18 protein-coding genes are annotated in these 18465 nt (G+C 43.2%); 13 read left to right on the top strand and 5 right to left on the bottom strand.

Annotation, left to right across the window (positions count from 1 at the left end; translation table 11 throughout):
• Positions 1-81: 81 nt before the first annotated feature.
• From AS888_RS00695 to AS888_RS00685, 3 genes are all read right to left on the bottom strand, one after another.
• Complete coding sequence (locus tag AS888_RS00695; RefSeq protein ID WP_061140290.1) at positions 82-996, bottom strand: NAD-dependent epimerase/dehydratase family protein; 915 nt, start codon at positions 994-996, stop codon at positions 82-84.
• A gap of 139 nt (positions 997-1135) precedes the next feature.
• The gene (locus AS888_RS00690; RefSeq protein ID WP_061140289.1) at positions 1136-2368 is read right to left on the bottom strand and encodes a glycosyltransferase family 4 protein; all 1233 of its coding nucleotides are present in this window, start codon (positions 2366-2368) and stop codon (positions 1136-1138) included.
• Positions 2369-2593: 225 nt separating this feature from the next.
• Positions 2594-3034 (bottom strand): hypothetical protein, encoded by a 441-nt coding sequence (locus AS888_RS00685; RefSeq protein WP_061140288.1) that lies wholly within the window; start codon positions 3032-3034, stop codon positions 2594-2596.
• Between the two features lie 514 nt (positions 3035-3548).
• Between AS888_RS00685 and AS888_RS00675 the strand changes: the two genes are divergently transcribed.
• The 3 genes from AS888_RS00675 (at position 3549) to AS888_RS00665 (ending at position 6184) form a co-directional block, all read left to right on the top strand.
• Positions 3549-4448, top strand: a complete 900-nt coding sequence (locus AS888_RS00675; protein WP_061140286.1) for an NAD-dependent epimerase/dehydratase family protein — start codon at positions 3549-3551, stop codon at positions 4446-4448.
• Between the two features lie 49 nt (positions 4449-4497).
• Complete coding sequence (locus AS888_RS00670) at positions 4498-5211, top strand: glycosyltransferase family 2 protein (RefSeq protein WP_061140285.1); 714 nt, start codon at positions 4498-4500, stop codon at positions 5209-5211.
• 253 nt (positions 5212-5464) lie between these two features.
• Positions 5465-6184: a sulfotransferase family 2 domain-containing protein gene (locus AS888_RS00665; RefSeq protein ID WP_061140284.1), complete on the top strand. Its 720-nt coding sequence runs from the start codon at positions 5465-5467 to the stop codon at positions 6182-6184.
• A 73-nt stretch (positions 6185-6257) separates the two neighbouring features.
• Here the strand turns inward: AS888_RS00665 and AS888_RS00660 are convergent, their stop codons facing one another.
• Positions 6258-7337: a glycosyltransferase family 4 protein gene (locus tag AS888_RS00660; protein ID WP_061140283.1), complete on the bottom strand. Its 1080-nt coding sequence runs from the start codon at positions 7335-7337 to the stop codon at positions 6258-6260.
• A 273-nt stretch (positions 7338-7610) separates the two neighbouring features.
• Here AS888_RS00660 and AS888_RS00655 point away from each other — a divergent pair, with 273 nt between their 5' ends.
• The 4 genes from AS888_RS00655 to sat all read left to right on the top strand — a co-directional run bounded on the left by AS888_RS00655 (position 7611) and on the right by sat (position 11396).
• Positions 7611-8327, top strand: coding sequence for a glycosyltransferase family 2 protein (locus AS888_RS00655; protein ID WP_061140282.1), 717 nt, complete (start codon positions 7611-7613; stop codon positions 8325-8327).
• 363 nt (positions 8328-8690) lie between these two features.
• The gene (locus tag AS888_RS00650; RefSeq protein ID WP_061140281.1) at positions 8691-9545 is read left to right on the top strand and encodes a sulfite exporter TauE/SafE family protein; all 855 of its coding nucleotides are present in this window, start codon (positions 8691-8693) and stop codon (positions 9543-9545) included.
• A gap of 13 nt (positions 9546-9558) precedes the next feature.
• The gene (gene cysC / locus AS888_RS00645; RefSeq protein WP_061140280.1) at positions 9559-10155 is read left to right on the top strand and encodes an adenylyl-sulfate kinase; all 597 of its coding nucleotides are present in this window, start codon (positions 9559-9561) and stop codon (positions 10153-10155) included.
• Between the two features lie 41 nt (positions 10156-10196).
• Entirely contained in the window at positions 10197-11396 is a 1200-nt protein-coding gene (sat, locus tag AS888_RS00640) for a sulfate adenylyltransferase (RefSeq protein ID WP_260320066.1), read from the top strand.
• 191 nt (positions 11397-11587) lie between these two features.
• On the opposite strand, the gene AS888_RS00635 is transcribed toward sat, so the two are convergent.
• Entirely contained in the window at positions 11588-12502 is a 915-nt protein-coding gene (locus tag AS888_RS00635) for a DMT family transporter (RefSeq protein WP_061140278.1), read from the bottom strand.
• Between the two features lie 374 nt (positions 12503-12876).
• Between AS888_RS00635 and AS888_RS00630 the strand changes: the two genes are divergently transcribed.
• Genes AS888_RS00630 through AS888_RS00605 form a run of 6 tightly spaced genes read left to right on the top strand, consistent with a single transcriptional unit; the run spans position 12877 to position 18454 of the window.
• Positions 12877-13833: a sugar kinase gene (locus tag AS888_RS00630; RefSeq protein WP_061140277.1), complete on the top strand. Its 957-nt coding sequence runs from the start codon at positions 12877-12879 to the stop codon at positions 13831-13833.
• 25 nt (positions 13834-13858) lie between these two features.
• On the top strand, positions 13859-14881 hold the full coding sequence (gene allD / locus AS888_RS00625) for an ureidoglycolate dehydrogenase (RefSeq protein WP_061140276.1): 1023 nt from the start codon (positions 13859-13861) through the stop codon (positions 14879-14881).
• The gene (locus AS888_RS00620; RefSeq protein ID WP_061140275.1) at positions 14878-15909 is read left to right on the top strand and encodes a zinc-binding alcohol dehydrogenase family protein; all 1032 of its coding nucleotides are present in this window, start codon (positions 14878-14880) and stop codon (positions 15907-15909) included. Before allD ends, AS888_RS00620 begins: the two co-directional genes overlap by 4 nt.
• Positions 15906-16529, top strand: a complete 624-nt coding sequence (locus AS888_RS00615) for a bifunctional 2-keto-4-hydroxyglutarate aldolase/2-keto-3-deoxy-6-phosphogluconate aldolase (RefSeq protein ID WP_061140274.1) — start codon at positions 15906-15908, stop codon at positions 16527-16529. Before AS888_RS00620 ends, AS888_RS00615 begins: the two co-directional genes overlap by 4 nt.
• 15 nt (positions 16530-16544) lie before the next feature.
• Positions 16545-17621, top strand: a complete 1077-nt coding sequence (uxuA, locus tag AS888_RS00610; protein WP_061140273.1) for a mannonate dehydratase — start codon at positions 16545-16547, stop codon at positions 17619-17621.
• Positions 17618-18454, top strand: a complete 837-nt coding sequence (locus AS888_RS00605) for an SDR family oxidoreductase (RefSeq protein ID WP_061140272.1) — start codon at positions 17618-17620, stop codon at positions 18452-18454. Before uxuA ends, AS888_RS00605 begins: the two co-directional genes overlap by 4 nt.
• Positions 18455-18465: the final 11 nt, after the last annotated feature.

Here is an 18465-nt window from a genome sequence, read left to right as displayed (position 1 = left end):
TTTTTTATAAGAAAGAAGGGTTAAGTCATGGATTCCCTTAACCCGAAGAATTATCGATAGTTCTTGAGAATTTCCAGGTACCTACCGTTTACTAGAGAAAGAATAGGTTTCGGATAACCCTTGAAAGATAGCTGTCTTTGGATACCAATTCAGCGATTGCCGGGCTTTCCTGTTATCGAGGCAGCTGTGCTTGATATCTCCAGTCCTTCCGACTGAATGAAGGGTTTCCACGGCAGAGCCATGTATTTGCGTAAGCATACTCAACAGTTGGTTTACTGATGTTTTCTGTGCAGTACTGACCTGGATCGTTTCTTGATTGCCGTGATTAACCGAAGCGGTATTTGCTCTGACTATATCCTTCACATAGATAAAATCCCGGGTTTGTTCACCATCACCGTGTATGCGTAAAGGCAGCCCTTTTTTTATCCTTTCTAAAAAGACAGCGACGACTCCGCCTTCACCCTTTGCCGTCTGTCTAGGACCATACACATTTCCATAACGGAGAATCGTATACTCGAGACCATATAGCTGGTGAAATAAACGGATATAAGCTTCCGCCGCTAACTTGGATAGACCATAATAAGAAACCGGTCCGGTCGGGTCACTTTCTGAGATCAAGTCCTTCTGTAAATTCCCATAGACTCCTGAAGTGGAAGAGAAAATCAGCTTCCTTACAGAAGCTTCCTGACATGCCTTGAGCATATTGATCGTTCCGTTGATATTAACATCAGCATCATACTGGGGATCGAGGATGGAGCGAGCCACATCTGCCTGTGCTGCCAGATGGTAGACCACGTCAGGCTTTACCTTCATGATCGTTTGAGCAGCTTCCTTGCTGCGTATATCTTCAGTATGGATGACGGCATTGGGATGTACATGATCGATGTGTCCGGATATCATATTATCCAATACATGTACCTCGGCACCATTCAAGATAAGTTCTTCCACAAGATGGGAACCGATGAACCCCGCCCCGCCAGTCACGATAGCCTTCATGCATCATACCCCTTTTATCTGTTTTTAGTATTGTATGTCAGCTGATTCAGATTGGCTTAAGCTGTTACCTAGCGTTCTTTAGAAAAAAAGCTACAGAAAGATGCTGAGATTTTAATTGCCGGTCAGCATCTTTTTGTAGCTAGTGATTATTTCCCTTTTGGGATAATGCATGTTCGTATACACCCAGCACATTTTGTACCGCTTTATCTGGCGACCAATGATCCAATCCCCACGTCAGGGCATTTTCTCCAAGATTGTTGCGATAGGAATCATGTTCCAATAAATATTCAATATGGGTGGATAGCATCTGCTCATCCCCGGCAGGTGATAATACTCCCGTGATTCCATGATCAATGATTTCAGGAATTCCTCCAACATCACTGGCAATGACAGCCATTCCGGAGATTTGCGCTTCTATTACCGACAAAGGTTGATTTTCCATCAAAGTAGGCAGTACAAAGATATCCGAAATGGATAATAAATAAGGAATATCATCCCGTCTGCCTAAAAAGACCACATCATCTTCCAAACGAAGAGCTTTCGTTTTATTTTTCAGCTCCGTTTCGATCGGGCCGTCCCCGGCAATCCAGCAAACCCAATCGGTTCTGGATTTTTTTAATCGAGATAGTGCATTTAATAAATGATGAACTCCTTTGAACTCACTCAGCCGGCCTGTATAAATAAGTACTTTCTTCTTTTCAGGTCGTTCGATTTCGGTTTTTTCATCCACCCGTTTCAAGAAGGCCTCGGTATCATAGCCATAATGAAAAACACTCAGCTGTTCTTTCGGAACGTTAAATTCATCAGTCAATACATCCCTCATCCATTCATTCGCCACTATCGTATGGTCAGCAGAAGTCGCCCCATCATATTCCAATTGATCAAAATGATCACGGCCTTCTTTTGCAATGCTTTGTTTAGGGACTTTGGAGCTATAGTAAGCACTCCTAAGTTCATGGGCAACACAACCGTGAAGCGTAGCGACGAGCGCTGTTTTTTTCGCTCTGATCCGATTAATGCAGACAGTTGAAAAGATATCTTGCGTATGAATGACATCATATTTATCCAGTCCTAAATAATCGGCACCCAGCTGAAAGAAATCACACCGAGTTTCGTAATAGTGGATGATTGGATCAGGATGAGTGGGAGAATTATGCTGTTTCATGTATCGCAAAACCTCTTCGGAAAGCAATTCATCCATATCTATCCTGCGGTTTTCGTTAATGATGTGGACATATTCATGATTTTCACCGTAGCTAAGAAAGTCGACCTCATGTCCTAATGTTACAAGCTTATCCTTTAATTGCTGCATATAATTCCAGACACCGCCAACATGTGGCGTGACCCAAAAAGTGGCAAGTAATATTTTCATGGCAATCTCCCCTTTGTTCATATTATTGAATGATCGAGCGTTATGTAACTCGTTATGAGCATTCGTGAAAAATGGGCTGTCAAGAGCCAACACATTATGTAGCTAGTTTAGGGGGCAAATAGAAAAAAAGAAATATATAAGGACGGGTACTTGTCCCACCATTTAGTACCCGCCCTGAAGCTATTCAAAGATGGCGCAACATCACCATTTACCACTAAGAATCAATCAGTCGGAATAAGCAGCTGCGAAAAAACTCTCCGGTCCAGTTCGGGTCGGGGCGATGACGATCCCGCCAGGTGTGCTGATGAATGCTTGATAGACCAAAAAGTTACTGGGTGCAGGTGGATTAAAGTCCGCACCGGACAATGAAATGATCGTTTCGGAGGCAACCCCCAAACCAGCTACCGGTAAGGTTTGTTGGGCGGAATAAACGAGAACCCTACCGACACCTGAGCCCCTGTAAATCTCGATGTTGATGGGAGTCAGAATCGCGGCCAAGCTGCTTAAAGTAGCCGTGAAAGTGAATTCAACTCGAAGATTAGCTCCGGTTCCGGTCGTATTAAGTCCCAATGAACCGAACAGCGCTGGAGTTGCACTTACAGGTATGGAAATGGAATCCCGATAACTAGCATTCTGTGAAGTCTGAGCATCTAAAAATTTCCCCATAGTGTTAACACCTCTTTTATTATGGAATACTCTAATATATTAAAGTGGCGCATGTTTCGTATAGACGAGTTGTTCACTATCAAAAAAAATAGTCGGATTTTCAGCGGGGAAGCCTATGTCCAGGAATTCAAGGGAGTTTGCCCTTCAATTTCAATGAGCAAAAAAACGGTTACCCTTCATACGTTCAAGAACTATTCTCAATCTTCGAGTGTGGTCGCCGATGTGGAGCTAGAGGAAAGTGGGTAACAACGGTACGGCATGTAGGGCAAATGAGTTAATTTCCCCTTTCGGCTGTGTATGTGAGAACAGCCCATGGCAATCAAGCAGATGCAGACATAATGTAATAGGGAAACTGTATTTAAGATGGCGATTCATGCACCGCTAGAGATGGATGGCTTCACAAGTTGGTTTGGGGGGAGGAAATAAGGTCTTTCCTGCCCCTGACTGGACGGACATTCAGCATAAGGGCGATCGTAGCGGTTATTTAGATCATTAACGAATGGATGAGAAGTCAATGAAGCAACGAAGGAAATTAATAATCACCGGGGCAAGCGGATTCACGGGCCAGCATGCATGTGCCCATTTTTTAAAAGCAGGCTATGACATTACAGCCGTTTCACGGAAAAAGATAAATGTCGATGCTCAAATTAACATGGAATATTGTGATCTTACGAACGGAAACGAGGTTTATCAGCTTGTCAAAAAGATCAAACCTCAGTATGTCCTTCATTTGGCAGGCCAAAATCACGTTGGTGCATCATGGGTGGATCCATTATCGACCTTAGAGGCAAATTCCATGTCCACAGCCTACTTGATCGATGCCCTACGCAGGGAAAGTCCAACCTGCAAAATCGTGATAGTTGGCTCAGCTCTCCAATTTGACCCTGCCTCCCTCAATTCGATTCCCCATCCTTATAGTTTGAGTAAGACACTTCAAGTACTTATTGCACAATCCTGGGCAGCTTTATATAACATGGAAGTCATCATTGCCAAGCCGTCCAATTTGATCGGACCAGGTGTATCCACTGGGGTTTGTTCCATTTTTGCGCAAAAAATCATTGAAATGGAAAAGAAAGGATCAGAAAAGGTGCTTGAAGTCGAAAATCCCAACGCTCAACGTGATTTCTTGGACGTTAGAGATGCAGTGAGAGCTTATGATTTTCTGTTGAAGGATGGGAAGTCTGGCGAAACGTATGACGTTGCTTCAGGTCATACTTGTTCTTTGGGGCAAATCATTCAAGGGTATAGGACTGTAACGAAGGAAGAAATAAAAATGAGCACACAGAGCAATGATTTAATCGACAATAAGCCAGCAATCGAACCTATTAAGCTGGTGAATTTGGGATGGAAGCCCAGTATTCCGCTTGAAACATCTATAAGGGATATCCTTACCTTTTACCGAGAGTTAAACTGACGAAGAAAAGGACCTATAGTAAGTGAAAGTTATTTTGGGAGGGTAGGCAATGGAGCCGAAAGTATCAATCATTATTCCATTTTATAATTGCCCCTATATCGATCAAGCCATTCAAAGTGCACTTGATCAAACTTATACGAACATAGAAATCATCGTGGTGGATGATGGTTCGACCGATTTTACTGAGAAAATCGAGCCATTCCTTACGAAAATCCGTTATGAAAAAAAAGAAAACGGGGGAACCGCTACTGCGTTGAATCATGGAATCCATGCTGCTGAGGGTGAATATGTCGCATGGTTAAGCTCGGATGATTACTTTCTGCCAGAAAAGGTATCAAATCAAATTTCCTTTATGCTCGAACATGGTGCAGAGGTGAGCTTTACGAATTTTGATAGTATCAATAAGGACGATGAAATCATTTTGTCTTGGACGGGAGAGCGCTTTACGGATATAGAAAACGGAGTGTACCATGCATTTTTACTTCGTAATGCCGTGAATGGTTGCACCGTGGTGTTGAAGAAGGACGTATTCGATGTGGTCGGCTATTTTAATACCTATCACCGCTATACGCATGATTATGAAATGTGGCTTCGTCTTTTAGTCAATGGATATAAAATGTATTATTTGGATGAAGTTCTCACAAAATTCAGGATACACGAAGGGTCTGGTACAAGTAGATTCCAGCCTGAAATGCTAGCGGATATTCTCACGATTGAAAGCCATTATCGTCCAATTCTTAAAAAGAACTTGAAAAATTTATAGGCTCTTTTCGTAAGGATCGTTGTTTTTCAAATGAAACGATTTAAGGTTGATTGGAGTGGCGGACTCCTGCTTGAGCAGCTGGATAGGCGGGACATAACAAGGTCCACGCCGGAGAGGCTCACTGACGGCCTTCTGTAAAGCGGAGCACCGGAGGGGAAATCGACTACAACGGATTACTTCGTGAATGGTAACAAAGTATGAGAAAACAGCCCACTCATAAAAAGAGCTTTTTGGAAGAGGGAGGAGTACATTTATGTCCGAAGGTGTACTGGATATTTTTATGCATGTTCCCAAAACAGGGGGAACGACGATCAATGAAATATTAAAAAGACAATACAAACTTAGAGAAATATATGATCATGACTCGTTCGAAAAGAAGATGATGAAGCTGTCCGAGTTAACGGAACAGGAAAAGAAGAATATCAAAGCGGTTTCCGGTCATTATTTCTATGGAATACATGAGGAGTTTTCAAAACCATTCCATTATTTTACGATGCTGCGCGATCCTGTAGATCGGGTCATTTCTGCTTATTATTTTTTAAAGGACTACCCAGGTTACGAAATGGTAAAAGAAATGACTTTGGAGGAATTTGTAGTAAAAGGCCCCGAAGCATCGAATCTGCAAACATTGATGGTATGCGGGAGTCAGGAAATACCTGATTTGGAAAAAGCGAAGGAGAATCTTAAAACATTTTCATTGGTTGGAGTCACCGAGATGTTCAATGAAACTCTTTTTTGTTTGAAAAAGCAACTTGCATGGGGAGATATACACTATACTAGAAAAAATATTACAAAAAAACGACTGGCAAAAAAAGAAATACCATCGGAATTAATAAACCTGATCAAGCAATATAATCACCTGGATATGTCCTTATACGATTTTGCAAAGGAACTGCTTCATGAAAAGCTTCAAACGTTGACAGTAGTTGAGCGTCAGCAATTGGAAGAATTCAAGCTTAAGCAGGGCTCCTGAATTAAACAGCCAGGGAAATGTTTCAATAAAATGAACGACAGCCGGAATGAAATAATCCCGGCTGTTTTTCTTATTATTCAGAGGATATTCCTAGTGTTTCGAGCATTTCGATGAAATTGCGGGCATATAAATCTGGACTGAAATTCTTGATTACGTGCTCCAGCGCGTTTTCCCGGATATTTTCCCTCAGGCTCTCGTTATTCATTAGCTCCTTCGCCTCTTTGACGGCACTATCAATGTTGCCCAATGAATAAAATTTCCCTGTTTGATCATGGATGATGGAACTTCTTACACCATCGGAATCGGTCGTGAGCACCGGGCATCTGCAACTCATTGCTTCAAGCAATGCATAAGGGGCCCCCTCCACCTTGGAAGTGGAACATAAAAAGCCACCCGAATCACCGATTACAGAGAAAAAATCGGCCATTTGCGAATTCGGAACATTGGAGTGCAACGTAAGTCTGCTTTTCAAATTTAACCGGCTGACCGTTTTATCGAATTTGATTCTTTCAATGGGGTCACTTAATGTAGGGTCTTCAAACATAAGTAATCGGATATCCGGATTGTAATTGTTGATTAGTTGATATCCTATCTTCAGGAATTCGCTCCAATTCTTGTTATCTTCGATTCTTCCGATCCAAGCGATTTTTTTAAAGCCATCCAAGGACATTTCTTTGTGTGCGAATTGAGTGGTATCAAAACAATTATTAAAAGAGAAAGTTGGAAAGGACGGGTAAAGTTCATCCAATAACTGCATGATATGTGGCGTTTTCGGATTAAGGAACCCATCTGCATGTTCATTGACAACTTCAATGGCATTGGTAAGTGCCTTTCTGGCGACATGTTTCGGACCATATCCCTGTATTTCTATGATCATTTTTCCTTTATAGCCCATGGACCTGAATCTGGGTAACGTATTGAAATCCGAAACGATGACGATAGCGGCATAGTTCCCATCTTCCAATATCCCCTTGATTTCATCATTGTCATTCGTTACGAATGTTGGGGCACTATGGTCATTCAAGTAATTCCTTCTGTTTTCATAATAAAGAAAATGAGCATGGATACCGTGCTCTTTCAGCGCGATAAATCGCTGCCGATTCAATGTTTCCACACCGCCACTCGGAACGTAGAAAACAAACAAAATATTCATTCTTCCCCTCCTCATAAAAATGGAGCAACAAGGCTCTGGGTTTTCAATTTCATATTATCTGAACAAACTACCTATCCCTCCAATTCGAATGGATACGACCATCTAATATACGTATGACATGAATGGTGGTTTTATTGCCGTTTTAATCTCAGTAATGACCAGACTAGGGAATGGAACACATCTTATACGTGTGAAATAAATATAACCATGGAAGAGTTCATCCTTATCCATAACGCATGGGTAGACAATCATTACTTGAAAGGCGGTTCGTACATGTCAAAAGTATCGATCATTGTTCCATTCTACAATTGTCCATACATTGAAAAAGCTTTGGAGAGTTTAATCAACCAAACCTACAAAAATATTGAAATAATCGTAGTTGATGATGGCTCTACATTATATTCAGAAAAAATCGAACCGTTTCTAGATAAAATCCTATTTATCAAAAAGGAAAATGGCGGAACAGCGAGTGCCTTGAATACTGGCATCGAACATGCAACAGGTGACTATATATGCTGGCTTAGTTCTGATGACATCTTTTACCCGGAAAAAACGGAAATCCAGTTACGTTTAATGGAAAGGGAAAATGCCCAATTTAGCTATACGAGTTATTATTGCATCGATGAAAACGGAGAAATCATCACCCCGGTCATCGGGATCAATCCGCCCACACGGCTTGAATTCATTAAAGCGATGATCAAGGGGAATATTATCAATGGCTGCTCCGTCATGATTCAGAAAAAGGTATTTGAGCAAATCGGGGTTTTTGACGAAGCCCTCCTATACACACACGATTATGATTTATGGCTGCGCATCATGCAAAACTACAAATTTCACTTTGTGCCCAAACCGTTATTACAATATCGAATCCATACTCAAATGGGGACCAAGAAATATGCAGGCAGCATCAAAAGGGAAAATCGGTTCGTTGTCAATCGACATCATGCAAAAATGAAGCAATTGTTAGTGACGGAGCTGAGGAACCAGTAGGGAAATAGCCTCTCTTTAAGGGGCATATTGTTGGAGCCTTTAGCCTGGTGGTGTCTCCCTTGGACTCGCATACCCGATCCATTCCATCTTGCATGATAACTAAACTGGAAAAGAAGGCCCTTAAGGGGCTTTTTTTGTTGAGGGAATCGAGTGGTCCTTCTTCATGCATTGACTCTTTTTCAGACACAAGTCTATAGCATCCAGCGCTTTGATTGCATATCCTATAGAAGTTGCATATATGGCGGGGATGTCATTTATTTTGTTATGGGGTAATGGACATCGGACGAGCGCCAATGGATTGAATTGTGATGGAAGTTATGGAAACAGCTCCTTTAAAAAGGAAATGCTTTGTAGGAGGCTAACATGAGAAAGCTTATTGTTTTCGCGTTTATTGGATTTTTGGCTCAGCTAATCGATGGCTCTTTAGGAATGGCATATGGAGTTACATCCACCTCTTTGTTGTTGACTTTCGGAATCGCTCCGGCTGTAGCCTCTGCATCCGTCCATTTGGCGGAAGTCGTGACAACGGCGGCATCTGGCGTTTCGCATTTGAAATTCGGGAATGTCGATCGCCAAGCGCTTTTCAAATTGATCATCCCCGGATCGATCGGGGCATTTGCAGGAGCGTGTTTTTTAAGTCAATTGCCTGGTGAAGTGATTAAACCGTATATTTCCTTGTTTTTACTGATTCTTGGCGTATTTGTCCTTTTTCGTTTTTTAAGAACGACCAAAACAAGTGAAAAGAAATCAATTAATCTCTCAAGAAAAAAATCGGTACTATTGGGACTTGTAGCTGGCTTTGCCGATGCAACCGGCGGGGGAGGATGGGGACCGATCACCACTCCAGTTCTACTATCACAAAAAGGAGTCCCTGCCAGAAAAGTGGTGGGTACCGTTGATACAAGTGAATTCGCGATTGCCGTTTCAGCAACCCTTGGTTTTCTCATTGCCCTGGGGTGGCAGGACGTGAATTGGTTTTGGGTCATCTCCTTGATGGCTGGGGGAATCATTGCCGCTCCCATTGCTGCATGGATCGTAACAAAATTGCCTTCGCATTTATTGGGTGTCCTCGTTGGGGGCTTCATCGTTCTGACGAATGCGCGAACGTTGATTGTCACTTGTGGCGTCGATGATTGGGCTATGTCCATTTATTTGCTGATTTTGCTTGGGTGGGCAGGTTCCTTGATTTTTGTCATCCGGAACAATAAAAAACGGTAAAAGGGGAAATAGTGTGAGTCAACATGAGAATATCCATAAACATGTTTTTTCAATTACGAAACAGCATAGGCAAGCGCTGCACGGACATAAAAGCTATATTCTTTGGTTTACAGGATTATCAGGTTCAGGTAAGTCCACCATCGCAAATATGGTTGAGGCCAGGCTTCATGCAAAAGGTATTTCGACGTATATATTAGATGGAGATAACTTACGAAATGGTCTGAATGAAGATCTTGGCTTCAGTGCGAATGACCGGAAAGAGAATATAAGGCGAATAGGAGAAATGTCCAAAATTTTTGTTGATAGCGGAATCGTCGTATTGGCCACTTTCATATCTCCCTATGCCAATGACCGCAAGGATGTCAGAAAAAAGGTGAAAACCGATGAATTTATCGAGATATATGTAAAGTGTCCGATTGAAGCCTGTGAAGAACGGGATCCAAAAGGATTGTATAAGAAAGCTAGAATTGGTGAAATCACTCAGTTTACTGGCGTATCGGCTCCCTATGAAGAACCGGAGAATCCGGAAATCATCATTGAAACGAGTCAGAACACGATAGAGGAATGCGTGCAGCAAATCATCGACTATTTAATCGATGCGGGCATGTGATGTCGGGTTTGAAAAGGAGCATATAAAACGAATGAAATCAAATGATTGAGAGGTTATATATGAATGTTCAATGGAACACTATCGATCCACATGGCGGCAAACTGATCCAGCGTGAATTAACGGAAAAGGCCAGAAAACAGTATTTGGATATGTGCGAATCCTTATTTTCACTGACAATATCGAAATGGATTGCGTCTGACTTGGAAATGATTTCAAATGGTGGGTTTAGTCCACTAATTGGATTCATGGGAAAAGCGGATTACGAAAGTGTCATTAATGATATGCATTTAGCGAACGGATTGCCATGGACCATACCCATCACTCTCCCTGTAACGAAAGAAGAGGCAGGGCAAATGAAAATTGGCGATGAAGTCGCATTATACACGGATGAAGGAGAGCTTGCCGGCATCATTTTAGTTGAAGAGAAATTTGAATACGATAAACATCAGGAAGCAAAACTTGTGTATAAAACAGTGGACCATAACCATCCTGGAGTGAAAAAACTGTTTGGTCAGGGGGACATATATGTAGCAGGACCTATTCATCACATAAACAAGGCCTCACATAAACCCTTTGAAAAATTTCATTTGAATCCTGCACAAACGAGAAAGATGTTCGCTGAACTAGGTTGGAAGACGGTGGTAGGTTTTCAGACGAGGAATCCTGTACATCGGGCTCATGAATATTTGCAAAAAAACGCATTGGAAACCGTTGATGGACTCCTATTGCACCCTCTGGTCGGTGAGACGAAAGAGGATGATATACCAGCAAATATTCGAATGGAAAGCTATCAGGCCCTATTAAAAAATTACTACCCCACGGATCGGGTCTTGCTTGCCATATATCCTGCTGCCATGCGCTATGCAGGTCCTCGGGAAGCGGTCTTTCATGCCATCGTCCGCAAGAATTATGGGTGCACCCATTTTATTGTTGGCCGTGATCATGCGGGTGTAGGCGATTATTATGGCACGTATGAGGCCCAAGAAATTTTCAGCCAGTTCGACCCGGTGAAGATTGGCATAAAACCGTTGTTCTTTGAGCATAGCTTTTACTGTAAAAAGTGTTTGAATATGGCGTCCTTGAAAACTTGTCCACATACAGAAGAAGATAGATTCATATTAAGCGGGACGAAAGTCAGGGAAATGCTGCGGAAGGGACTGATTCCACCGTTGGAGTTCACCCGTCCGGAAGTGGCAGAAGTACTGATAAGAGGGATGAAGCTAAATGATAAAGGCAAGTAAACGATCAGCATTCTTGCGTGGGATATCTCACTTAACAACCCTATGAAAACACGAGGCTTTCAACCATGAAGAATACTAGAAAAAATCAATTCGGACTCCAGGTTTACAGACCATACCCATCTCTTGTATGGTCCCTGTTGTGTAAACCAGTGACCTATAAAATGTACAAAAGCTAAGCTGCCTGAAATCAATCAGGCAGCCTTCTGTTTTTTCCTCTGGAGAATCCACATTTCCGTCGCTCCCGAACCGAGCAACACGCCTATAACGATCAAAATCAGCCCGATGAAATGTGAAGGCAGGATGGCTTCTTTCAGAAAAATGACAGCCCCTACCAATGCGAATAAGGTATTTAAATTAAGAAATATGGAGGATTCCGCTGCACCGACCTGCCCAATCGCATAATTATAACTCATATGCCCCAGCGCAGTGGCAAAAATTGCCGAAAAGAAGAAAGCTCCCCACATGGAAGGGGGGGCAGCGGCAAGCGAAGATAAACCGTCCGGTTCCTTCCAAAAGCTGATGGCAAAAAGAATGAAAGAACCGACTAGCATCATATAGCCGGTCAATAGCCGTGGATCCATCGTTTTCGACGCTTGATTAATCAAAATGAAGCTCAGCGCCTGTGAAAGGATGGATAACAGAATATCGACATCTCCGAGATTGATAGAATGAACGCCACCGCCTCCAGCCATGACGGTAAAGCTTACGCCCAAAGCGCCACACAGAAAACCAAGCAGGCGGATCACTGTAGGTTTTTGGCGAAAGAAAACCATGGTCAAGATGACTGTCAATATCGGCCCCATACCCAAAATCAACCCAGCATTGGAGCCGGACGTCCTTGTTAACCCTTCAGCTAAGAAATAATGGTGAAAAACGACACTCAATAACGCTCCGCCAAAAACGTAAAATAGCTCCTTTTTCTTAGGGAGGCGTATCAGGCCTAGATAAAAAAGAATAAGAATGACGATAAGTGAAGCTGTAAAGATCCTTAATGCTGTTATGGTTACTGGTTGCGTATTCATAACGATAAATTTAAGGACGGAAACGTTTAATCCCCAGGTGATCATGATTCCTGTAAGTAACATGTAAATTTTTACATAACTCATTCAAAACAACCCTTCCAAATTATTTAGCAATTGATTCAGTATAGCAAAGAGTGCAATTGTTAGGAACCTGGATAATGTAAAAATCCAATCTGCTAATCATTCAAAACGAGGGAGAAAGTATGGTATTAGCATTAAATGGATCAATTCCTATTTTTTTATAAAAAGAGCTGTAAATGTGCCGAATAAAAATTTAATTTAAAATTATCTAATTTTTCTATTGTTTTTGGCAGGGTTTTCATTTACAATTTCCTTATGAATTACAAAACCGGTTTAGTAAAATCATTCTTTTTCACTAAACCGATTTACTAACGAAAGCGGTTTGAATCACAATAGTAGCTTGGATTTGTGATTGGCCGAAAGAAGGAGGTACTGCATTGTCATCAAAATATGGTGTTTTAACGCTGGGTGACGCCATGATTACGCTAAATCCGGAAGAGACAGGACCTTTACGCTTCGTAAACCGTTTTGAGCGAAAAGTAGGAGGGGCCGAGCTGAATTTTGCCATTGGCTGTGCAAGACTTGACATGCGCGTGAAATGGATTAGCCGGTTAGGAAATGATGAGTTTGGCAGGGTGATATATAATTTCGCACGCGGAGAAGGCATTGATGTGAGTGATGTTGCTTTTGTATCCGGGTATCCTACATCTCTTAACTTTAAAGAAATTCGTGAGGATGGGTCGGGAAAGACTTTTTATTACCGGCAACAATCACCCATCTTGACTTTAAATCCCGAAGATATAACAGGGAGCATGTTTGATGGGATTGATCTCGTCCATCTAACTGGAGTTTTTCTGGCGATAGATCCGAGGAATATACATATAGCCAAGCGTGTCATGGAAATGGCCAAACAAAAAGAAATCCCTGTTTCATTCGATCCGAATATACGCTTGAAGCTCTGGTCCATCGAGGAAGCGAGAGCCGTCTATTCAGATCTATTCGGTCATGTGGATATTTTGCTTTCAGGTTTAGATGAAATAAAGCTGATTACAGGTAATGACTCGGAGGACTCCTTGGCGGAATTCGCCAAAGTAAATGGCATTGAACAGCTTGTCATTAAAGATGGGGAAAATGGTTCAAAACTATATAACAAAGGCGAATGGCATAAAAAAGAAGCCTTCCCAGTTAGGCCGGTTGACACTGTGGGTGCTGGGGATGGCTATGACGCAGGGTATATATACGGATACCTCCAAGGGTTACCGATCGATGAAAGGTTGACATTCGCCAATGCCGTCGGCGCAATTGTCACCACTGTTTCCGGAGATAATGAAGGATTGCCATACTTGGATGAAGTACTGCCGTTCATCCGCAAAGAAGCTGTTGTTGAAAGATAGACAATAGAAACAATGGGGGGAGAATATGGCAACCGTAACGATACAAGCAGGGGAAGCCAAACGATTGGTCATACAAAAAATGACTGAAGCGGGATTGAAGGAAGAAAGTGCCGAAAAAGTCGCAGAGGTACTGGTTCATGCAGATCTAAGAAATGTCAATTCGCATGGGGTATTGCGAACGGAGCATTACGTAAATCGGATAAAAGCCGGTGGTATCAATCTTGATGCGCAAATGTCCTTTGAAAAGACTGGACCTGTTACGGGTGTTGTTGATGGGGACGATGGATTCGGACATGTGATTGGTGAAGAGGCGATGAATCACGCCATCGAAATGGCACGAAGTAATGGTGTCGGGATGGTGACCGCATTCAATAGCAGCCATTGCGGGGCACTAAGCTATTTTGTCCAAAAAGCAACTGATGAGAAGTTGATCGGGATTGCGATGTCACATACGGATAAGATTGTCGTTCCATTTGGAGGAAAGACTTCATTTCTGGGAACAAATCCAATTGCATACGGAGTGCCTGCCAAAAGTAAGAAGCCCTTCATCCTGGATATGGCAACTTCAAATGCTGCATTGGGGAAAATCCTTCAGGCAAAAGAAGAAGGCAAGGAAATTCCTGAAGGCTGGGGCGTCGATGATAATGGGGCTCCTGTGACGGATCCCAATTCAGTCGTTTCCCTTTCCCCTTTCGGCGGCCCAAAAGGGTATGGCCTATCCGTGATTGTCGATGTATTTTCCGGATTATTGGCAGGTGCAGCGTTTGGACCGCATATCGGGAAAATGTATGATGATCTTGATAAGAAACGGAAACTTGGACATTACTTTTGTGTAATCAATCCTTCTTATTTTACGGATACGGATAGATTTCTGGAGCAAATGGATCGAATGATCGAAGAATTGCAACAGGTTGAGCCTGCTCCTGGATTCGATCGGGTATACGTTCCAGGTGAAATTGAACAAATCAATGAAGAAAAAAACATAAAAGAAGGTATTACGATAGCTTCGACTGTTTATGAATTTCTTACAAAGCAGGTGGGGAAATGAAAGCGGTTCAAGTACGGAAAGCACATGAGCTGGTCATACAGGAAGTGGAGAAGCCCCGGATTTCAAACCCGACGGATGTTCTTGTGAAAGTGAAAAGGGTTGGGATTTGCGGGTCGGATATGCATATTTACCATGGAACGAATCCCCTTGCAACGTTGCCGCGAATCGTAGGACATGAAGTGGCAGGTGAGGTTGCGGAGATTGGTGAAGAGGTAGTCGGCATTAAAGTGGGGGATCACGTGGTCATAGAGCCGATTCGATATTGCGGAACATGTTACGCCTGCCGCAAGGGACGCCAAAATGTTTGTGAAACATTGTCTGTATTCGGTGTACATGAAGAGGGCGGAATGAGGGAATGGTGCGTCCTTCCCGAGAAACAATTGCACGTTGTCGACTCCGCTATCGCTTGGGAGGAAATAGTATTGGCTGAGCCATATACAATCGGTGCCCAGGCGGTTTGGCGGGGCGAGGTAGAGGAAGGGGACACGGTCCTTATCCAAGGAGCGGGACCGATTGGAATTTGCATATTGAAGATGGCCAAGCTGCAAGGCGCTTCGGTAATGATTACGGATTTAAGTGAAGAGCGATTGTCATTCGCCAAAAAAAGTGGTGCTGATGTTACCGTCCATGCCGGAAAAGAAGATGTTCAGGCGCGAGTGCAGGAATGGACGAACTTTGAAGGAGCCAATGTCGTCATTGATGCGGTTTGTTTACCGATGACATTCGAAATGTCCTTCAATGTAGTTTCTACAGCAGGCAGGATTGTCGTGCTCGGTTTTGATGAACGCACTGCAGCGATATCCCAGCTTCCCATCACGAAGAAGGAAGTTTCGGTGAAAGGCTCCAGGCTGCAAACCAACCAGTTCCCTAAAGTGGTCAAACTGTTAAATGAAGGGAAGCTCAGACAAGAAGGGTTAGTTACACATACTTTTTCCCTTGAGGATGTCCAGGAGGCATTCAATTTTGTTGAAAGCCATCCGGAACAGGTTCGCAAAGCGATCATCGTATTCAATGAAGGGGGAGCATGATGGAAAAACATTCAATAATCAATCAACTAACCGAAATGAAGGTTGTCGCGGTAATTCGGGGTCAGCATGCAGAGGAGGCTGCCCAGCTGTCTAAAGCAGCTATCGAAGGCGGTATACGTGCAATTGAATTGACGTATACAACACCGCAAATAGAAGAAGCGTTCAAGCACCTGGTGAATACGGACGCCCTCATCGGAGCTGGCTCCGTATTGGATTCGGAAACGGCCCGGCATGCCATATTATCTGGTGCCCAATTCATTGTCAGTCCCTATTTTGTCGAGGGTGTTGCCACGCTTTGCAATCGATATGGGGTGCCATATATGCCTGGTTGCATGACAATAAGGGAAATGGCTTCAGCACTTGAAGCAGGGTGTGATGTGTTAAAGTTATTTCCGGCAAACCATTTTGACCCTTCATTCATCAAGAGTGTCAATGGTCCGCTGCCTAATGTACGGATCATGCCGACCGGCGGAGTCAATCTGGACAATATGAATGATTGGCTCCAAGCCGGTGCAGTTGCGACAGGGATTGGCAGTGACTTGAATAAAGCTTATAAGAGCGGCGGCTATGACGCTGTAGTTGAATTGAGTAAAAAATACATGCAGAAAATTGCGGAATGATGGAGGTGGTGCACGATGAATATTACATTTAGATGGTACGGGAAGGACAATGATACAGTCACGTTGGAGCAGGTTAAACAAATTCCGGGAGTCAAAGGGATCGTTTGGGCATTGCACCAAAAACCGGTAGGTGAGGTATGGGAAAAGGAAGAAATCAAAAAGGAAATTGACTATATCCAATCCTTTGGTTTTCACACGGATGTTGTGGAAAGTGTTAACGTTCATGAATCGATTAAATTGGGCAATGAAGATCGCATGAAGTACATCGAGAATTACAAAGAGACGATCCGCAACCTTTCAGAGGTGGGCGTAAAAGTCATTTGTTATAATTTCATGCCGATATTTGATTGGACGCGAACGGAAATGTTCCATCCTCTCGAAGATGGTTCAACTGCATTATTTTATGAAAAGGGAAAGGTGGATACGTTAGATCCGCAAGAGTTGATCCGCACGGTAGCCGAAGCTTCGGATTTAACGCTGCCAGGCTGGGAACCGGAAAAAATGGAGCGGATTTCGGAATTGTTCGAAGCCTATAAACGCGTGGATGAAGAACAGCTATGGGCGAATTTGGGAATATTCCTTAAGGAAATATTACCGGTTGCCGAGGCATCAGGCATTAAAATGGCTATCCATCCAGATGATCCACCATGGTCCATTTTTGGTTTGCCGCGAATCATTACCGGGGAAGCGAGTTATGAAAAGCTAATCTCGATATCGAATTCACCATCGAATGCATTCACGATGTGCACAGGCTCGATGGGGGCCAATCCGGAAAATGATATGGTTCAGGTAGCTAAAAAGTATGCGTACCGCGCTCCTTTCTCGCATATCCGGAATGTAAAGATCTATGAAAACGGTGATTTTGTGGAAACGTCTCATTATACACAGGATGGTTCCATAAACGTACAGGGTGTTGTAGCAGAATTGAATAAGCAGCATTATTCGGGCTATGTCAGACCAGACCATGGCCGCCATATTTGGGGAGAGGTTTGCCGTCCTGGTTATGGATTATACGACCGGGCTTTAGGGATCATGTATTTGCTTGGATTATGGGATGCCAATGAAGCGGCAAAATTAGGCGGCCGCTCATGATTCCCATCCATGAAAACCTATCAAGCAGAGTAGCGGTAATCACTGGAGGCAGCGGTGTATTGTGTTCCAAAATGGCAATAGAATTAGCTCGCCACGGAGTCAAGATTGCCATATTGAACAGAACGGCAGAAAAAGGTCGGGAAGTGGTCGAGCTCATTGAACGAGATGGCGGCACTGCCCTATCGATCGCGACCGACGTATTGGACAGGAGCTCATTGGAAAAGGCAAGAGAGGAAATCAAAAAAACGTTCGGCCGTGTGGATATATTAATAAATGGAGCAGGGGGCAATCATCCAGATGCGATTACAGCTCCTGAGACATATGGCGAGGAAACCGAAGGGAAATCGTTTTTCGATTTGGATGAAAATGGTTTCTCGCAGGTTTTTTCCAGTAATTTCACGGGTACATTTTTGGCAAGTCAAGTTTTTGGGAAAGAGCTGCTGCAAGCGGAAGCACCAGCCATCATTAATCTGTCTTCCATGAGCTCATACTCCCCGATGACAAAAGTGCCGGCATATAGTGCTGCAAAAGCTTCGATCAATAATTTCACCATGTGGATGGCCGTTCATTTTGCCGAAGCGGGTTTACGGGTGAATGCCATTGCTCCAGGATTCTTCCTGACGAAGCAAAATCGAGATCTGTTGTTAACCGAAGATGGCAGCCTGACGGCTAGATCCAATAAAATCATTACGGCCACACCGATGAAGCGTTTTGGAAAGCCAGAGGATTTACTTGGTACTTTGCTTTGGCTGGCAGATGAATCATACTCAGGGTTTGTCACTGGGATAACGGTGCCTGTCGATGGGGGCTTCATGGCTTACTCGGGCGTCTGAATGCCAAAGCA

This window comes from Peribacillus simplex, from assembly GCF_001542915.1.
Classification (GTDB): Bacteria; Bacillota; Bacilli; order Bacillales; family DSM-1321; genus Peribacillus; species Peribacillus simplex_B.
Note: the sequence above shows the minus strand (reverse complement) of the source record. Positions and strands in the feature narration are given on the sequence as shown.